We start from the raw sequence: 16,091 nt of genomic DNA on the forward strand, positions 1-16,091 counted from the left end.
TTATCCTGACTGACTTAAAATGTTAAGATTAAAAAATCAAGCAATATTCCAATGCGCCCCTAACATTTGACTGTGGCATGAAACAAACCTAACTTAAAATTAGAAAAAACCAACCGCTAGCCCAGTTTACCTTGCTACCATATAATTATTTTTCATTAAGCTATTTTTTTGTTGCCTATTGGTATCAACCGCTAAAATAATTGCATCATATTTATTTTATCTGGAGTTTTTATTCAGTTTTATGTAATAAATGTAAATACCCCCCCGCTATATCACAAATAACGTTATTTCTTATTTACGCAATTAGCCATTATTTTATTAAGCAGACATGGGCAGAATACTAATTCACTGCTCACTTATCATGAGTGCTTGTTAATATTTTTTATCAGATTTTAGTTAATATTTTATTTCCATCGGTATTGCAGATAATAAAAAACTAAATTTTATAGTCGTCTGATCTTGCTAAAGGTAATAGATAGTGACTTTTTATTGCTATTTTTTAATCGGCGATCGCATTATTTTTTTATTCATATTGCTTATTAGATAGGTATTTATATGGCTGAAATTTAAGCAATGGATTATTTTGATTATTCAGATAAATTCATTAATCTGCCTAATGCTAGATTAACTGTTTTATTAAAAAAATAAATCAATAAAAACAAAATGTTATATCAATTTGCTGCAATAACAAACAAATAATTTATTAGAAAAATTTCCATTATGTCCAGAATTTATTTATATTAAGACGCTATCCTACAAGGAATAAATAGATTATTTATAGGTAATTCATGAGTATTATTGAGTCCTATCGGCGGGAGGAAATAATGGATGTGAAAATATCACCTCAGCTGATTGCTATGTTTGAAAACAATAGTGATCCGTGGGGAATAAAAGTTTTTGACGGCGACCAATCTATTCATTTTTATAGTAATCCACAAAACTATCGGTTATTTAACTTACCGACAAATTTTGACTTATACGGCAAAACAGATAGCGAAATACCCCATGCCATTTCTGAATTCTCAGAATATTTTCAAGCCCATGATTTTGAAACCTTGAAACAAAAAAGAAATATTGTTTCGATTGATATTTATCCTTATGGCGAAGATTCGTTATTACAACCTTACGTTTGTGAAAAATTCCCGTTTATTATTGACGGAGAGTGTGTTGGCGTTATATTTCATTCAAGAAAAATGGAATTACTCCCTTTTAGGATATTTAAAAATTTTGGTAAAATTAATGATACAACAGCAACAGATTGTCACATTGAAACTAAATTTACCAAAAAAGAATTTGAAGTTATGTTTCTTGTCGCACATTCATTTAACCCAAAAGAAATTTCTAAAATACTTTGTGTTAGTTATCATACCGTTAACAACAAATTACAATCTATCTACCAAAAATTGGGGATTAGCTTTCGGGAACAACTTATAGAATATTGTATTAATAAAAATATTCATAATAAAATACCGATGCGATTCCTCAGACCCCGCAGCTATTTATTTAACTAAATAATATAGAGAAATATAGATATGGACAAAGAACACTCACTTGAAAGGATTCCACCTTTAGCACGCTCTGATTTATTTTCTGTTGTTTTAATTCGTATCGGCGCCAATACCTCACTCTCGCAGTTTATCCTGGGTGCAACATTAGGCCATGCAATGACATTTTGGCAGGCAATGTTAGCAACGCTACTGGGTAGCTTAATTCTTGAGTTTATAGGCCTAGGATTGGGACTTATCGGATGTCGGGAAGGATTACCGACCAGTATGTTGTCAAGATGGTGTGGCTTTGGCCGAATAGGCTCTGCCATGATTGGATTTGCTATTGCAATAAGTTCGCTCGGCTGGTTCGGTGTACAAAATGGCGTTTGTGCCAAAGCATTAGAATATGCATTAAATGGCAAGCTTGATTTCGGTTGGTGTGCCACCATTTCAGGCCTATTTATTACCGTATTAGTTGCTTTTGGATTCAAAGGATTAAGCCTAACCGCCAAAATAGCGGTACCTTTATTTTTTGCGGTTATGATTTGGGTAACATTTAATACATTAACGGCAATGGACATTCAAGCATTAATCAATATTATTCCAGCAGAGAAGGACACGATGACCTTAAGCGCTGGGGCAACCATGGTCGCCGGTGGCTGTATTGTGGCAATGTTAACAACCCCTGACATTAGCCGATATTGTCAGACTTCAAAAGATGTTTTTTGGATGTTAACAATTTCCATTATTGTTGGTGAATTTATTGTTAATGGCGTCTCTATCTTGATCGCTAAAGCGATGGGTACCGATGATGTGGTTAATATCCTTATACAAAATGCAGGCTGGATCGGCGTAATTTGTACCATCCTAGCGGTGATCAAAATAAATGATATTAATCTTTATTGTGTCTCTCTTAGCATGAGCAATGTAATTGAATCTATAACCGGTAAAAAAATCAATTATGTTACATTAACGCTAATCGCTGGCAGTATAGGCACTTTCTTTACCGTTATCGGTATCTTAGACAATTTTGTTGAATTCTTAATAATAGCTGGCGTTATTTTCCCACCAATAGCGGGAATTATGCTCACTGACTACTATATCCTGCGTACTAATAGAGATTTGCTTGATTCGACGCGTGAAGAAGGCAAGCTGCCAAATAATGCTGCGACACCATTGATAAATTACACCTCTCTCATCGCTTGGGCTTTAGGCTCTATTGCCGGAATGACTATGACTATGGGAATCCCATCAGTTAATTCGATATTTATCTCTGCTGTGATATATTTCTGCTTATCTATTTTAAAGCGATTTTTCAATAAAATACCCAGAGAGATAAAAAATGATCAAGGTTTCAATAGCTCAGACGGACGCAATTTTAGGTGACAAGGAAAAAAATTTACAATGTTTAGAAAATTATTGCTATCGAGCCAAGGAAAATGATGGGCAAATTATTTGTTTTCCTGAATTAGCGACTACTGGATATTCACCATCATTACTCGGTGAGCAATATTATTCACTGAGTGAAACGGAAAATGAACAGACAGATAAGCTATTTAGCCAATTATCCAGCAAACTTAATTTAGTCATTATTTGCGGTTTTATAGAGCGAGATGATACAACCGGTAAAATTTATAATTCTGCCGGTATTTGGATACCCAATAGAGAAAACTGGTTAGCTGTATATCGAAAAATGCATCTATTTGATAATGAAAAGCGATGGTTTACACCCGGTGATAGCTTGCCGGTTTTTGATATTGGTATCTGTCGTATTGGCATAATGATTTGTTACGATGCAGGATTTCCCGAAGTTGCCAGAATTCTGGCAACTAAACAGGCAGATATTTTATTTATGCCATCAGCTTGGTCAAAACAAGATAAAGATATTTGGTATATAAACACACCTTGTCGCGCACTAGAAAATACCACGCATTTAGTAGCAGTCAATCGATGGGGAAATAAAGGTGATATTAATCTATTCGGTGGTAGTCGAATTATTGACCCAAGAGGAAGAGTTATTGCCAACGCTTCGGAAAAAGCAGAGGATACTCTCTGTTATGAAATAGATTTAACTATGCAAAAAGAGATAAGAAAATCATTAAAATATTTAACGGATAAAAAACCAAGCTATATGCCTTATTTATAATCATCTAAAAGTGTTCTCTTGTATCGCTTTCATATTTTTACACTGTAGTATATGTAGAGCATAAAAACATAATAAAATTAATATAATTATTTATAAATTAATAGCTAAAATGCATATTATTGCTTTTGGCTATTTAAATTTTCTATTTATATTATAAAAAATAGCCTACCTATTAAATTCGTTACCACAAAAAACAAAAATAATAAAGATTAAAAATCAATCTTTATTATAACTTATATTTATTATTTATTTTCTCTAATCAAATTAAATATAATTTATTTATTTTAATTTATAAATATTTATTAATAACATCATATTTATAATAACCATGGCAAAAAGAAATTTCTGGATATTCATCTTTACGATATCTATAACACTGCTTATCTAACAATTTGATTGGTTAAATAACAGTACTAAATAATTTGATACAAAAAAACTGCTCTAATATCTTGATTTTTTATCTCGCATGATTAAATAAAAGTTAGCTTTTTGATTACTAAAAAATAGCACTACTCAATCAATCTTAATGATTTGATCTCTTTTTGATCAGGTTGTATAGGTAAGTGGGTTAGGTTTTAATTTTAGGTTTGCACGTAAATATAATCCTCCAGCAGTAGTTGATTTTTCAGTTTATTTCTAAGCTTTGTCGTCTCTATAGATTTTAAGTTAAGTTTTATTTGAGCAATATTGAAAACTAAATATGTAGCGATTAATCTTGCCTGGCGAGTGTATTCATCTTGGCCAACACGCCTTTATCAACAAACTGATTAGCCGATTTAATCAATTCAATAACCCTGAGTTATCTCCCAAACAAATATGGCTATATTGGTATAATTTGATGCTAAGCTTTCTGTTAGATGATTGGCTTAATCGGTTGAAAATGAAAACTAAAGAACAGCTGGTGATATGGTTGATTATAAGATAAACCATAAAACTATGGATTAACTTAGGTTATGGCTGATTATGTGTTGTTTAGATGACGACAAAGTTAAATAAAGAATTTGCTGCTCAACTATACATCTACTTTATAGCCAACACAAAAATTTAAGTTAATATGAGAAAATATCATATTAAGCTAACTATTCGATTCCTATCACGAAAAAAGGTAACATATTTCGATAAAACTGATGATATGGTAAAACGCCATGAGCCGCTGCCAATTAGCCCGTTTAAAGGGTAAGCATAAAATGCGTATTTTAGATGTTATCCGTAAGATAGATGTTAGCTGTAATACTACCACGCTAATGTACGAAGCGAAGTCTCAGACATTTGCTGTTAATGCGCTTGATAAGCTTTGCATACTGTTTGATTACGGATTAAACGAGTTCTTGGAGAGGGTATCAAGGCAATGATAATGAATAAAAATATCAGCAAATTTACCGAAGATACCCGAGTAAAGATCCCTACAATTCTTCACTTAACAAGGCTAGGTTACAGCTATCTTTCACTAAAAGGACAGAGCTGGGATAAAGTAACTAACATTTTTCCGGAAATCTTTAAAACTTCCATTGCAAGAATTAACACCAATACAAATCCTGATGATATCGCGCGTCTTCTTAAAGATGTGACCCTGCTGCTTGATAATGAAGATTTAGGACGTGCATTTTTCGAAAAACTCACTGATCGTTCTAATGTAAAATTAATTGACTTCGAAAATTTTAATAACAATAGCTTCCATGTTGTCACTGAACTCACTTATGAAAATGGTGATGAAGAGTTTCGTCCTGATATCACCCTGCTGATTAATGGCATGCCGTTAGTGTTTATTGAAGTTAAAAAGCCTAATAATCGAGAAGGTATTCTTGCAGAACGAAATCGTATTAATGAGCGTTTTCAAAATCCGAAATTCAAGCGTTTTGCCAACATTACTCAGTTTATGATTTTCTCCAATAACATGGAGTATGATGATAGCGATCCTGAGCTAATTCAAGGTGCTTTTTATGCCAGTAGTTCATACCACAAACTAGAGTTCAATTACTTTCGGGAAGAGGAACTCTTTAACCTTACCGCATTATTAAAACCATTAATGGACAGTGATGAACTAGCGGTACTGAAAGATAATAACCTTGAGGTGATCCGTACCAGCCCGGAATTTCAAACTAACAAAGATCATAACCGGCCAACAAATCGTATCTGTACCTCCTTGCTGAACAAGGTTGGCATTTATCCTACGTTATGCACTGGCGTATGTTGTAGAACCAGATGGAATACAGAAGCACATCATGCGTTACCCGCAATTATTCGCAACCAAAGCGATAGAGCGCAAACTGAATGAGAAGGTTAAAAAAGGGATTATCTGGCACACTCAAGGCAGCGGAAAAACAGCACTTGCCTACTATAGTGTGCATTTCCTGACCGACTATTTTCAAAAAAAGCAGGTGATCGCTAAATTTTATTTCATTGTCGATCGGCTGGATTTACTACAACAGGCACAGCGGGAGTTTACTGCCCGGGGCTTAACAGTTCACCTCATCAACTCACGGAGCGCCTTCTCCCAGGATATTAAAACCACTCAAGTGATCCACAATCACCAGGGTAAAGCGGAAATAACCGTTGTCAACATTCAAAAATTTCAGCATGAATCGGATGTGGTTGCGAGCAAAGATTATGATCTCAACATTCAACGAGTCTACTTTCTAGATGAGGTTCATCGCAGTTATAACCCCGCAGGTAGTTTTCTGGCTAACTTAAGTCAGTCAGATACCGATGCCATCAAAATCGGCCTAACGGGCACACCATTGCTGGGAACTGACTACAACTCGCGCGATCTGTTCGGCAATTATATCCACAAATATTACTACAATGCCTCTATCGCGGATGGCTATACATTACGCTTGATCCGTGAAGAGATCGCCACCAATTATAGGATCGTCCTGCAACAAGCATTAAAAGACGTTGAAATCCAGATGGGTGACGTCGATCGTAAACTTATTTATGCCCACTCCAGTTTCGTCAAACCCATGTTAGATTACATCATCACTGACTTTGCCAAAAGTCGGGGAGCCTTAAATGATGATACTATTGGTGGTATGGTGATCTGTGACAGTTCAGAACAGGCAAAAAGATGTTTGCGCTCTTCAATGCGCAATATGCTGAAACAACGACAAAAACAGATGAGGAGTTCCCCATTGCTCACGCCGCTGAACCTGAAACGCTCTACCTTTCAACAAAGAGTAAAAAGCAAGACATCAAAAGTGCCGCCTTGATCCTACATGATGTGGGAACAAAGCAACAACGTAAAGAGTGGATGGAAAATTTTAAGGCGGGTAATATCGATCTGCTGTTTGTTTATAACATGCTGCTAACCGGATTCGATGCCAAGCGCCTGAAAAAGCTCTATTTGGGACGCGTGATCCGTAGACATAACCTGTTACAGGCGTTGACTCGAGTTAACCGTACTTATAAAGATTTCCGCTACGGTTATGTAGTAGATTTCGCCGACATTCGTCAGGAATTTGACGCAACCAATAAAGCCTACTTTGAAGAGCTTCAGTCCGAGTTGGGTGATGAGATGGAACATTACTCCCGGCTGTTTAAGTCTCAAGAAGAGATTAAGCAGGAAATTGAACAGATCAAAGACGTCCTGTTCCAATTTGATATCCTGAATGCTGAAATTTTTACCGATCAGATAAGTCAGATTGAAGATCGGCAAACCATGCTGACGTTAAAAAATACGCTAGCTGATGCCAGAAGCCTCTACAACCTAATTCGGCTGCAAGGCAATATTGAGTTACTTCAGCAACTAGATTTCAACAAACTAAACGTCCTATATCGCGAAGCCTGCCACCGCCTGGATTTACTCAATCTGAAAGCAGATTTGGAACAAGGTGTAGATATTTCTGGACTTCTCAATCAGGCTCTAGAAGAAGTTATTTTTGAATTTCACAAAATCGGTGAAGAAGAACTGGTGCTGGCCGACCAACTGAAAGATACTCTGCGCCGGACTCGTGAAGCCTTAGCCAACAATTTTGATCAGCAGGATCCACAATTTATTACTTTAAAAGAAGAACTAGAGCGTCTATTCAAGAAAAAGAAACTCAGCGAAATTACTCAAAACGAAATGGTTGCGAATATTGGTATACTGAATAAAATTCATGGCCGCATCAAAGAGCTGAACCGACGGAACAATCTGCTGCGCGACAAATACCGGGGCGACGTCAAATATGCGCGCACCCATAAACGGTTGCGAGAACATGGACGCCCCAGTGAGCCTGAGCGTAAAATCTACCAAGCACTGCTGAGTGTTAAACTAGATGCGGATAATAAAGTGCTGAATAACAGTAATATTTTAAACAACGAAGGTTACCTTGAACGACAAATGGTGTCATGTGTGATCGCCCACTTTGAAGATGAGCACCATATAAAACTGTCGGCTCAAATGGCAAAGGAGATCAATCGCCTGATTGTCACAGAGTACCTGAACGAATTTAATACCGGAGCACGTACGTGGTAGAATTGGAATTTAGAAACAAAACCAAAGAGCTGATAGACAGCCTGAAAAGTATCTGCGCTAACTACGGCCTTGAAAATGATGGTAATGAATTCAAAATTATTACGCAGACATTTCTGTACAAATTTCTGAACGATAAGTTTGCTTTTGAAGCCAAAAAGGCTGATAAATCTATCGCCAGCGCAGAAAGCAGGGAAACTGCCCTTAGCCAAATGAACGAGGAGCAACTGGACAAACTACAGCAAAAAATGAGCGCTGATACCGCTCATCTGAAGCCACACCATTTTATTCGCTCGCTGTTTAGCCAACAAAACACCGCAGATTTCGCCAAAACTTTTGACGATACCCTGATGGATATTGCTATCACCAATAACGAAGTCTTCGCAGTCAAAACTGACGGCGGTGCAAAAGTGGTGCTATTTGATCGCCTTAGCCAGTATATCGCCGACGAATCGAAACGCGACGATTTCTGCCGAGCAATCATTAACAAATTGGTAGAATTCAGTTTCGAGCGTATTTTTAATCAGAAATTCGATTTCTACGCCACCATCTTTGAATACCTGATCAAAGACTACAACAGCAACTCTGGCGGCAAATACGCCGAATACTACACGCCGCACGCCGTGGCGCATATTATGGCCGAGATCCTAGTGCCAAAAGAACAGCAGGGTAAAGTGCGTGACGTTAGTTGCTACGACCCATCTGCCGGTTCCGGCACCCTTTTAATGAACGTAGCGCATGCCATCGGGGAAGAACGTTGCAGCATTTTTACCCAGGATATCTCACAAAAATCCTCTAGCCTGCTGCACCTAAACCTGATCCTTAACAATTTGGTTCACTCCATTCCAAACGTCATTCAAGGCAATACTATACTGCACCCCTATCATAAAGAGGGTCGGCAGCTGAAACGCTTTGACTATATTGTATCTAACCCACCATTTAAGATGGATTTCAGCGATTTTCGCAACGACCTGGATACGAAAGAAAACCAACAACGTTTTTTTGCTGGGATACCGAAAATTAAAGCCAAAGCCAGGGACAAAATGGAGATTTATCAGCTATTCCTGCAACACATTATCTGGTCACTGAAACCAAACGGTAAAGCGGCGGTAGTAGTACCGACCGGCTTTATTACCGCCCAGTCTGGCATTGACAAAGGCATTCGAGAACATCTAGTTAAAAACAAAATGCTGGCCGGTGTCGTTTCTATGCCATCCAATATTTTTGCTACCACCGGCACCAACGTCTCTATCCTGTTTATTGACAGCAATAACAAAGAGAAAGTAGTGCTGATCGACGCTTCAAATTTAGGTCAGAAGGTTAAAGACGGTAAAAACCAGAAAACGGTGCTAACAGACGAAGAAGAAAAGCACATCTGCCAAGTGTTTAATAACAAGTGGAACGAAGACGATTTCTCCGTGGTGGTTTCTTACGATGAAATCGCGGCCAAAAATTACTCGGTCAGCGCCGGGCAGTATTTTGATGTCAAAATTGAGTATGTCGATATTACACCAGAACAGTTTGCCGAGAAAATGAAAGGGTTTACCGATAATCTGGAGAGTTTGTTCAGTCAGTCCCGTGAGCTGGAAGTGGAGATTAAGAAGCAGTTGGCGGGGTTGAAGTATGAATAAACTACGTACTGTGAAACTCAATGAACTTGCTGCACCTGGCAGATCTATTATATCTGGTCCATTTGGTAGCAATATTGGTCAGCGCTTTTTCCAGGATGTTGGAGTTCCTGTTATCAGAGGGAATAACCTGACGACCGATTTCAAAAAATTTAATGATGAAGGCTTTGTATTTCTATCTGAAGAAAAAGCGAATGAATTGAAAGCTGATGCAATTAGAGGTGATATTTTATTTACTGCTGCGGGCACTATCGGTCAAGTTGGTATGATCCCGCAATCTTCAAAATATGATAGATATGTAATTTCTAATAAGCAATTAAGATTAAGAATCGATCCTGAGAAAGCAGACCCTAACTATGTATATTACTGGCTAGCCAGCCCTTGGATATATAAGACTATCGTTGATAGAAATACAGGAAGCACAGTTCCGCTTATTAACTTGGGAATAATAAAAACATTACCAATTGTTTTACCTGAGGATATTTTTGAGCAAAAGAAAATATCAAAAATATTTTCTTTAATTGACAAAAAAATCGATCTAAACAACCACATCAACACCGAACTGGAAGCAATGGCAAAAACGCTTTACGACTACTGGTTTGTGCAGTTTGATTTCCCGGATGCTAATGGAAAACCATATAAAACCTCTGGTGGGAAGATGGTATATAACTCAATTCTGAAACGGGAAATACCTGAAGGATGGGGGATTTCTAGGGTTGGGTCTGTCACAAAAATTGAACTAGGTGGCACACCATCAACTAAAGTTGACAGTTACTGGGAAAATGCAAATATACCCTGGCTTAGCTCAACTGAAACAGCATCTTTTCCTGTTGTTTCAGCTGAACAGATGGTTACTCAATCTGGAATTGATAATTCTGCTGCAACTTTACTACCTAAAGGAACAGTTGTTATTTCCATCGTTCGTTATATCCGGCCTTCAATATTTGTAATGGTCAACAAATTCTGTAGAAGATCTAAGCGGCATTTTTTAGTTCATGATATTTTTGATGTGGCGTTAAATAACCAATCGTTGAATGGCGTCGATAATAATTGTAAAACTGAATATAATTTTCAACTTCACAGACAACAGATTGATGATTCATAAACGATAAACGGTTAAGTCTTTCTGTCTTTAAACTCCTAAAAAATCTTTCCATCACGGCATTATCGAGGCAATTACCTCGCCGACTCATGCTTTGAGTTATTTTCCGTTCAAAGAGGTGCGCCCTAAACTCCTCCGATGAATATTGGCAACCTTGATCTGAATGGAACATCAAACTTGTCGTATCCGGTAATTGCCGTTCAATTGCGTTATCTAAGGCTTCTTTCACTAATTTCGAATCCGGTTTTGTTGATAAGGCATAACCAATAATTTCTTTGGTGGCTAAATCCAACACACAGGCTAAATAGCTCCACCCATAGTGATGTCTAATATACGTGATATCCCCGACATAATAGTGATTATGCTGTTCAGGGGAAAATTGTCGTTTAAGCAAATTAGGGGCATATCGATGTTCGTTACCCGATGAGTGATAGTAGTGCTTTTTCGTTGGTCTAATTGCAACTAATTGATTTAATTTCATGATGTTCGATATTTTATAAGTGCCAATTTGGTGCCCTAAACCCTTTAACTCGGCTTGAATACGTCTTTTGCCATAAATTTGACCCGATGTATAAAAAATACGTTTGATTTCGCCACACAGTCTTTCATTTTCAACTGTCGGTATTTTCGTTTCATAATAAAAACTACTGCTGCTTACTTCAAAAAGATGGCATAACTCAGTGACCGTAAAATTGGGGTACATGATTTTCAGTTGCTTCACGATTTTGAGTTTTAATTGTCGAGGATGAAGTAAGCCGCGGCTTTTTTTAATATGTCATTATCCCTCTGAGCACGCTTAAGTTGAACTTCTAATTCTTGTATGCGCTGTTGCTCGGGTGTTAACGCTTTTGATTTTACAGGCGTATTCCCATTTAACTCGGCAAGATATTGTTGCTTCCATCGTGATACGGCAGATTTACCCGCACCGGATATTTTTTCAACTTGGATATTGCTATATCCACCTTCAACCATGAGTTTTGCATATTCCAGTTTTTGCTTTCCGCTAAAGGTTACTTTTACTTTTCGGGTCATATTTATACCTATAAGATTTTGCTTAATTATAAGCTATAAATCTCTACAGTTTTATTAGACCACTACACCTCTTGTTCCTGCTCTACTTTGACGGCTTTCTTATTCTCACTGGGATCGACGCCGTTAGCTAACAGCTTACGGGCGTCATCACGACGTGCCCGGGCATCCGCCAACGACACTTCAGGGTATTTCCCTAAAGCAAGCATCTTTTCTTTGCCGCCGAAGCGATAACGCAGCCGCCAATATTTCGAACCGTTCGGGTGAACAAGCAAAACCATGCCGTCACCATCCGTCAGCTTATAAGCTTTTGCTTCAGGCTTTGCCTTACGAACCTTCACATCACTCAGAGCCATGATGAGTATCCTTTCAAGGGTTCTGTATGGGTACAAACATTATCGAACCGGGATATACCCGCAGTTGTACCCACATCAGTAAGTTGATGTAGATTGAATCAGGTTGACTTAGGTTGAGTGAAAAAGCGAGGAAAGCCTTGCGGATACTGGATTTCAGGCACAAAAAAAGACGTCCGTTGACCTCTATTGATGTTCCGATGGTGCCGAAGGCCGGACTCGAACCGGCACACCCGAAGGCGGTTGATTTTGAATCAACTGCGTCTACCAATTTCGCCACTTCGGCATGGAGGGAGAATTGTGGAAAACGGCGCTATTATACTTGTCATCTCGTCAGGCGCAACTGTTATTGTTCGCCGATGGCGTTAAGTGCTTAAAAAGCCATCATCTATCTGTTTTGGGCAAGCTTTGCTCGCTGGCTGTCAGATAGTCTTCAAACTGTTGTTGTAGCGTTTTGGCTAAGTTTTCTTGCAATTCAGTGATGCAATCTATTTGCTGCTGGTTGCTGGCGGCGATCTGTTGATCGGCGATGATGTTTTTCATCATTTCGGTAACACTTTTTTCCGGCGAGAAGTAGAGAATTTCATTACCCATTTCTAGCACTATGCCGTTTTCTTTGTGGCTAGTGAGTTTTAGGTTGCTAAATTTGTCTGACCAGCGTTCAGAGAATGCGGTTGCCAGTTTTTCCGGTAGATAAATTTTGCTTTGCTGTTGTAGGTCAATTTTAGCCATTAGATTAAGCAGCAGTTGTTCAATCACCGGTTCGGTTAATAGAAATTGAATTAATGTTTGCTCTATCTGTTTAATTATATCGTTATAGAGGGTGTGATTTAGGTCTTGGTATGCCTGAATAAATAAGGCTAACGCAGTAGATGTCTGGTTGATACCTTGGCAATAACCGTGAATTTTGGCCTGGTTAAATATTTTTTCTTTTTCTGTCTGCGCGGCAATAATTATTTTCTTCGCCTGTTTTTTGGCCTGGTTGATCAGTCGCTCATGATAATCATGGCTCTGTTTGAACTTAGCGCGGATCAAGACATTATCAATCGCTTGAGTCAATAATTTTTCAGGTCGTGTAGGTAACATAATTAAGCGTTGCTTTTAATAATGAATAATTAACTGGTAAAACAGTATTGGCTTGGCACTGTGGATAATTTTTATTAAACAGTAGACTAAAGCGGGCAGTTAATGCCAAGGAGCATTTTTCAATTAATGGTATTATTGCCCACATACCACACTTAGTTAGTTCATCTTGTGAATAAGAAGTGGCGATTAACGGGACAATTTGTTTTTTTTGTGGCGGTAACAGCAATCTGGCCCAGGATAAAAATTGACTAAATTGTTCTGGCAATTGTGTGAGTTGATTGGCGATCATCAGCTGTGGCGATTGATATAAACCACCTAAATACAAAGCAGCGATGGGTAGCCTCGACCAATAATTAATATATAACTGTGCATGTAAGTTATCATCAAGTTCAAAATCGAGCGCGGTTGGCAATTGAAAGCGCACCATTACCTGTTGATCATAGATCCGTTTTTCCGCCATCGTTAACTTATCATAGGGTGGGTAACCAAATGAGTGATGAATAGAACTGGCTGGTTGATACATTATTGTTTTTATCAAATTAAAAGTTTGTTGTTTCATTATTGTTGAGCTGAGGTTGCTGACCTACGTTTAATGCCCCAATAGATCAAACCACCCACTATTATTATGATAAAGAGTAATAGAACATATAAATAATATGATCCGCCAGAGACATTTTTTTCAGTATAAGAAGGAATTGTTGGTGATATTTTATGAATTAAGAACACCGTAATATATTGCGGCTCCAATTCACTGATCGCATTTTTAATAAATGCTTTTATTCCCAATTTTAATTCATCAATATCTTGGTTTTCATCATGATAAAATACGATAACTGAGGCTTTCATCGGTGCCTGACTACGGTTATTAGCTGCAATAGGGTAACTAAGATGGACACGCGCATCAGCTATTTTGTCCAGTGCCATCAAAGATTGTTCAAGCCGCTGTTCAATACCTGAAATTAACCTGGCTTTTTCAATTTGTGGTGAGTTAACTAAGGCATCAGCAGGGAATAATTGGGAAATCTCAAGCCGTTCTGGCGAAGGTAATTGATATTCTTGTAATAACTGTACCGCAGCAGGCAAATCCTCTTTCGCCACATTAATTTTATAGAGCCCTTTTCCCTGTGCACTTTTGCTGACCGTTATGTGATGTTTTTGCAAAACTGCCAGTACTTCATTTGCCTGTGTAATGGTCAACGAATTCAGTAATGCTTCATCATGACAACCAGATAAAAGCAAAATGAGAAGAGATAGCGTGATAAAAAAGCGCATATGGCGAAAGAGTGTTGTCACGGTTATTGCGCCTTTATAACCGTTTCAACGGTTGTTAATGCCTTACGTGCTAAGGTACTCAACAATGACATTTCCAGCTGATAATCATGTGTAGTTTGCTGTATAGCAAGCAGTGAAGAGAGATCGTCTATTTGTAATGTATCAGCAACTTGCTGTTCAACCTGATGGTGTTGACGATATGCCTTACTGATGACTTGTTGTAACGTCATCGATTCTCCGTCAACAGATTCAGTCATGGCAGAAATATTACTTATGCTATTGATATTCATCATTTATCCTTAACGCATATTACCCAATATAGTCTGTGCATTCTCTTTGTGTGTCTTAATGGTCGTTGATATGTAGTTCAGTAAAATACTGTATCCTGCCATCGCTGCCTGAAATTCGGCCAAATCTGCTGAATTGGATGGATCTTTCTTCAATCTTTCAACCGCATTGTTAATATCTGTTTGATATTCACTAGATTTCGTTCCAGTCTTGATAAGTATCTCTCCAATGGTACTATTCTTGATTGACATAAAAGGATCTCCTTTCCAATAATGTTAATAATTATCCAGCGGGAAAGTATCGGTGTTCCGGCTGAACAAAAATATATCCCTTGGTACTTTTAAGTTGCGTTTTTTCTACTTGAGTTTCCTGCTCTTCAGGTAATAGAAATTGGAAAAAATTTTTTCCCAGTTGAGTTTGATAAGGTTTTAATTGCGATTTCAATTGATAAATTGCGTCTTCCGTAAGCACTTCACCCAATTGAATAACTAATCCTTTCTCAGATAACCATAATTTATAACTTTTTACTCTATTTGAAATTTCATTATCCACATAATTAATTAAATCAGATAATAAAATAGCATTCACATTAAATTGACATGGCTGATATTTATTCAATAATTGTTTAATCATTTCTTTAGTTTTTTTATTCTGATAAATAAATGAAACACTATTATAATTTACTATATGGAAATAAAAATGTTCCGTATTAGGGATTAAATTATTAATTTCATCAACAATTTTTTTATATTATTTATTTTATTCAAAAATTGATCACAATTAAATGATTGTGAGTGATTAATTACTCCTCTAGAAAATAAAGATTTTTTATTAATATTGACCTCATAAGAGAATACATAATAACAGAATAAAAATAAGACAAGCAATAAAAAAGTGGTTGCTATTTTTATCAAGTAATTTTTATTTGATTTATGGGATTTCTCAATTAAACACGACAAATCCTCACACTCATCACACCATTTTTCATCAACTTTTTTTATCGCAAATAGTGGTATTTTTTGCCAGAAAGTTGGGTAATTGAATTTAGCTTCAAATGACTTAGCCGGCATATTTTGTTCATTTATACTATAGCAAAAACTATCCCGTTGGTTATCTAGATTAGGCAAATTAACATCAATAATAATCAACTTATTTTGCTGATTAGTGGGTACATAAAGTTGTATAAAATCGTTATCGTTTTTATTATTATGTTGTTCTGACCATTGTCGAATACTTTATTCATTGCCAAC

At 37.1% G+C, this 16,091-nt stretch carries 13 protein-coding genes, 1 tRNA gene and 3 pseudogenes; 7 read left to right on the top strand and 10 right to left on the bottom strand.

Translation table 11 applies throughout. The features are described 5' to 3' along the window. Positions 1 to 788: 788 nt before the first annotated feature. From ArsFIN_RS01335 to ArsFIN_RS26910, 7 genes and pseudogenes are all read left to right on the top strand, one after another. A complete protein-coding gene (locus ArsFIN_RS01335) occupies positions 789 to 1,511 on the top strand; it encodes a PAS and helix-turn-helix domain-containing protein (protein WP_081700671.1) in 723 nt (240 codons plus the stop codon). A 21-nt stretch (positions 1,512 to 1,532) separates the two neighbouring features. Beyond that, a complete protein-coding gene (locus ArsFIN_RS01340) occupies positions 1,533 to 2,873 on the top strand; it encodes a purine-cytosine permease family protein (RefSeq protein ID WP_051297058.1) in 1,341 nt (446 codons plus the stop codon). Beyond that, the gene (locus ArsFIN_RS01345) at positions 2,830 to 3,633 is read left to right on the top strand and encodes a nitrilase-related carbon-nitrogen hydrolase (protein ID WP_026823222.1); all 804 of its coding nucleotides are present in this window, start codon (positions 2,830 to 2,832) and stop codon (positions 3,631 to 3,633) included. The genes ArsFIN_RS01340 and ArsFIN_RS01345 overlap by 44 nt, the downstream gene beginning before the upstream one ends. A gap of 1,145 nt (positions 3,634 to 4,778) precedes the next feature. Further along, positions 4,779 to 4,985, top strand: coding sequence for a helix-turn-helix domain-containing protein (locus tag ArsFIN_RS01350; RefSeq protein ID WP_026823223.1), 207 nt, complete (start codon positions 4,779 to 4,781; stop codon positions 4,983 to 4,985). A 2-nt stretch (positions 4,986 to 4,987) separates the two neighbouring features. Beyond that, a pseudogene (locus tag ArsFIN_RS28680) lies at positions 4,988 to 8,086 on the top strand (type I restriction endonuclease subunit R). After that, a complete protein-coding gene (locus ArsFIN_RS01360; RefSeq protein ID WP_026823224.1) occupies positions 8,080 to 9,714 on the top strand; it encodes an HsdM family class I SAM-dependent methyltransferase in 1,635 nt (544 codons plus the stop codon). The pseudogene ArsFIN_RS28680 and the gene ArsFIN_RS01360 overlap by 7 nt, the downstream one beginning before the upstream one ends. Then, a pseudogene (locus ArsFIN_RS26910) lies at positions 9,707 to 10,573 on the top strand (restriction endonuclease subunit S); the annotation flags it as partial. The gene ArsFIN_RS01360 and the pseudogene ArsFIN_RS26910, both read left to right, overlap by 8 nt. A 112-nt stretch (positions 10,574 to 10,685) precedes the next feature. Here ArsFIN_RS26910 and ArsFIN_RS27100 read toward each other — a convergent pair. The 10 genes and pseudogenes from ArsFIN_RS27100 to ArsFIN_RS01415 form a co-directional block, all read right to left on the bottom strand. Next, positions 10,686 to 11,845 (bottom strand): IS3 family transposase gene (locus tag ArsFIN_RS27100; RefSeq protein ID WP_135677420.1). Its coding sequence is split into 2 segments (ribosomal slippage): positions 10,686 to 11,566 and positions 11,566 to 11,845, totalling 1,161 coding nucleotides; the frame shifts between segments, so codons are not numbered across the junction. 68 nt (positions 11,846 to 11,913) lie between these two features. Further along, positions 11,914 to 12,198 (bottom strand): annotated as a pseudogene (locus tag ArsFIN_RS01375) (Arm DNA-binding domain-containing protein); the annotation flags it as partial. Positions 12,199 to 12,396: 198 nt separating this feature from the next. Continuing rightward, positions 12,397 to 12,481, bottom strand: a tRNA-Leu gene (locus ArsFIN_RS01380). 98 nt (positions 12,482 to 12,579) lie between these two features. Continuing rightward, positions 12,580 to 13,281 (bottom strand): hypothetical protein, encoded by a 702-nt coding sequence (locus tag ArsFIN_RS01385; RefSeq protein WP_026822632.1) that lies wholly within the window; start codon positions 13,279 to 13,281, stop codon positions 12,580 to 12,582. Next, positions 13,262 to 13,840, bottom strand: coding sequence for a hypothetical protein (locus tag ArsFIN_RS01390; RefSeq protein ID WP_026822631.1), 579 nt, complete (start codon positions 13,838 to 13,840; stop codon positions 13,262 to 13,264). Before ArsFIN_RS01390 ends, ArsFIN_RS01385 begins: the two co-directional genes overlap by 20 nt. Then, positions 13,840 to 14,574: a type III secretion system inner membrane ring lipoprotein SctJ gene (gene sctJ, locus ArsFIN_RS01395; protein ID WP_051296994.1), complete on the bottom strand. Its 735-nt coding sequence runs from the start codon at positions 14,572 to 14,574 to the stop codon at positions 13,840 to 13,842. Before sctJ ends, ArsFIN_RS01390 begins: the two co-directional genes overlap by 1 nt. Positions 14,575 to 14,576: 2 nt before the next feature. After that, on the bottom strand, positions 14,577 to 14,843 hold the full coding sequence (gene sctI / locus ArsFIN_RS01400) for a type III secretion system inner rod subunit SctI (RefSeq protein WP_026822630.1): 267 nt from the start codon (positions 14,841 to 14,843) through the stop codon (positions 14,577 to 14,579). 9 nt (positions 14,844 to 14,852) lie between these two features. Continuing rightward, a complete protein-coding gene (locus ArsFIN_RS01405; protein WP_034249518.1) occupies positions 14,853 to 15,092 on the bottom strand; it encodes an EscF/YscF/HrpA family type III secretion system needle major subunit in 240 nt (79 codons plus the stop codon). Between the two features lie 31 nt (positions 15,093 to 15,123). After that, positions 15,124 to 15,474, bottom strand: coding sequence for a hypothetical protein (locus tag ArsFIN_RS01410; RefSeq protein WP_026822629.1), 351 nt, complete (start codon positions 15,472 to 15,474; stop codon positions 15,124 to 15,126). Between the two features lie 83 nt (positions 15,475 to 15,557). Further along, the gene (locus tag ArsFIN_RS01415; RefSeq protein ID WP_026822628.1) at positions 15,558 to 15,989 is read right to left on the bottom strand and encodes a hypothetical protein; all 432 of its coding nucleotides are present in this window, start codon (positions 15,987 to 15,989) and stop codon (positions 15,558 to 15,560) included. Positions 15,990 to 16,091 lie beyond the last annotated feature (102 nt).

This window comes from Arsenophonus nasoniae, from assembly GCF_004768525.1.
Classification (GTDB): domain Bacteria; phylum Pseudomonadota; class Gammaproteobacteria; order Enterobacterales; family Enterobacteriaceae; genus Arsenophonus; species Arsenophonus nasoniae.

Bases quoted from the DNA above. Each gene is read 5' to 3' on its own strand.
- sctI (WP_026822630.1), bottom strand. From the start codon at position 14,843: ATGAATATCAATAGCATAAGTAATATTTCTGCCATGACTGAATCTGTT.
- ArsFIN_RS01410 (WP_026822629.1), bottom strand. From the start codon at position 15,474: ATGATTAAACAATTATTGAATAAATATCAGCCATGTCAATTTAATGTG.
- ArsFIN_RS01340 (WP_051297058.1), top strand. From the start codon at position 1,533: ATGGACAAAGAACACTCACTTGAAAGGATTCCACCTTTAGCACGCTCT.
- ArsFIN_RS01385 (WP_026822632.1), bottom strand. From the start codon at position 13,281: ATGTTACCTACACGACCTGAAAAATTATTGACTCAAGCGATTGATAAT.
- ArsFIN_RS01350 (WP_026823223.1), top strand. From the start codon at position 4,779: ATGAGCCGCTGCCAATTAGCCCGTTTAAAGGGTAAGCATAAAATGCGT.
- ArsFIN_RS01335 (WP_081700671.1), top strand. From the start codon at position 789: ATGAGTATTATTGAGTCCTATCGGCGGGAGGAAATAATGGATGTGAAA.
- ArsFIN_RS01390 (WP_026822631.1), bottom strand. From the start codon at position 13,840: ATGAAACAACAAACTTTTAATTTGATAAAAACAATAATGTATCAACCA.
- ArsFIN_RS01345 (WP_026823222.1), top strand. From the start codon at position 2,830: ATGATCAAGGTTTCAATAGCTCAGACGGACGCAATTTTAGGTGACAAG.
- ArsFIN_RS01405 (WP_034249518.1), bottom strand. From the start codon at position 15,092: ATGTCAATCAAGAATAGTACCATTGGAGAGATACTTATCAAGACTGGA.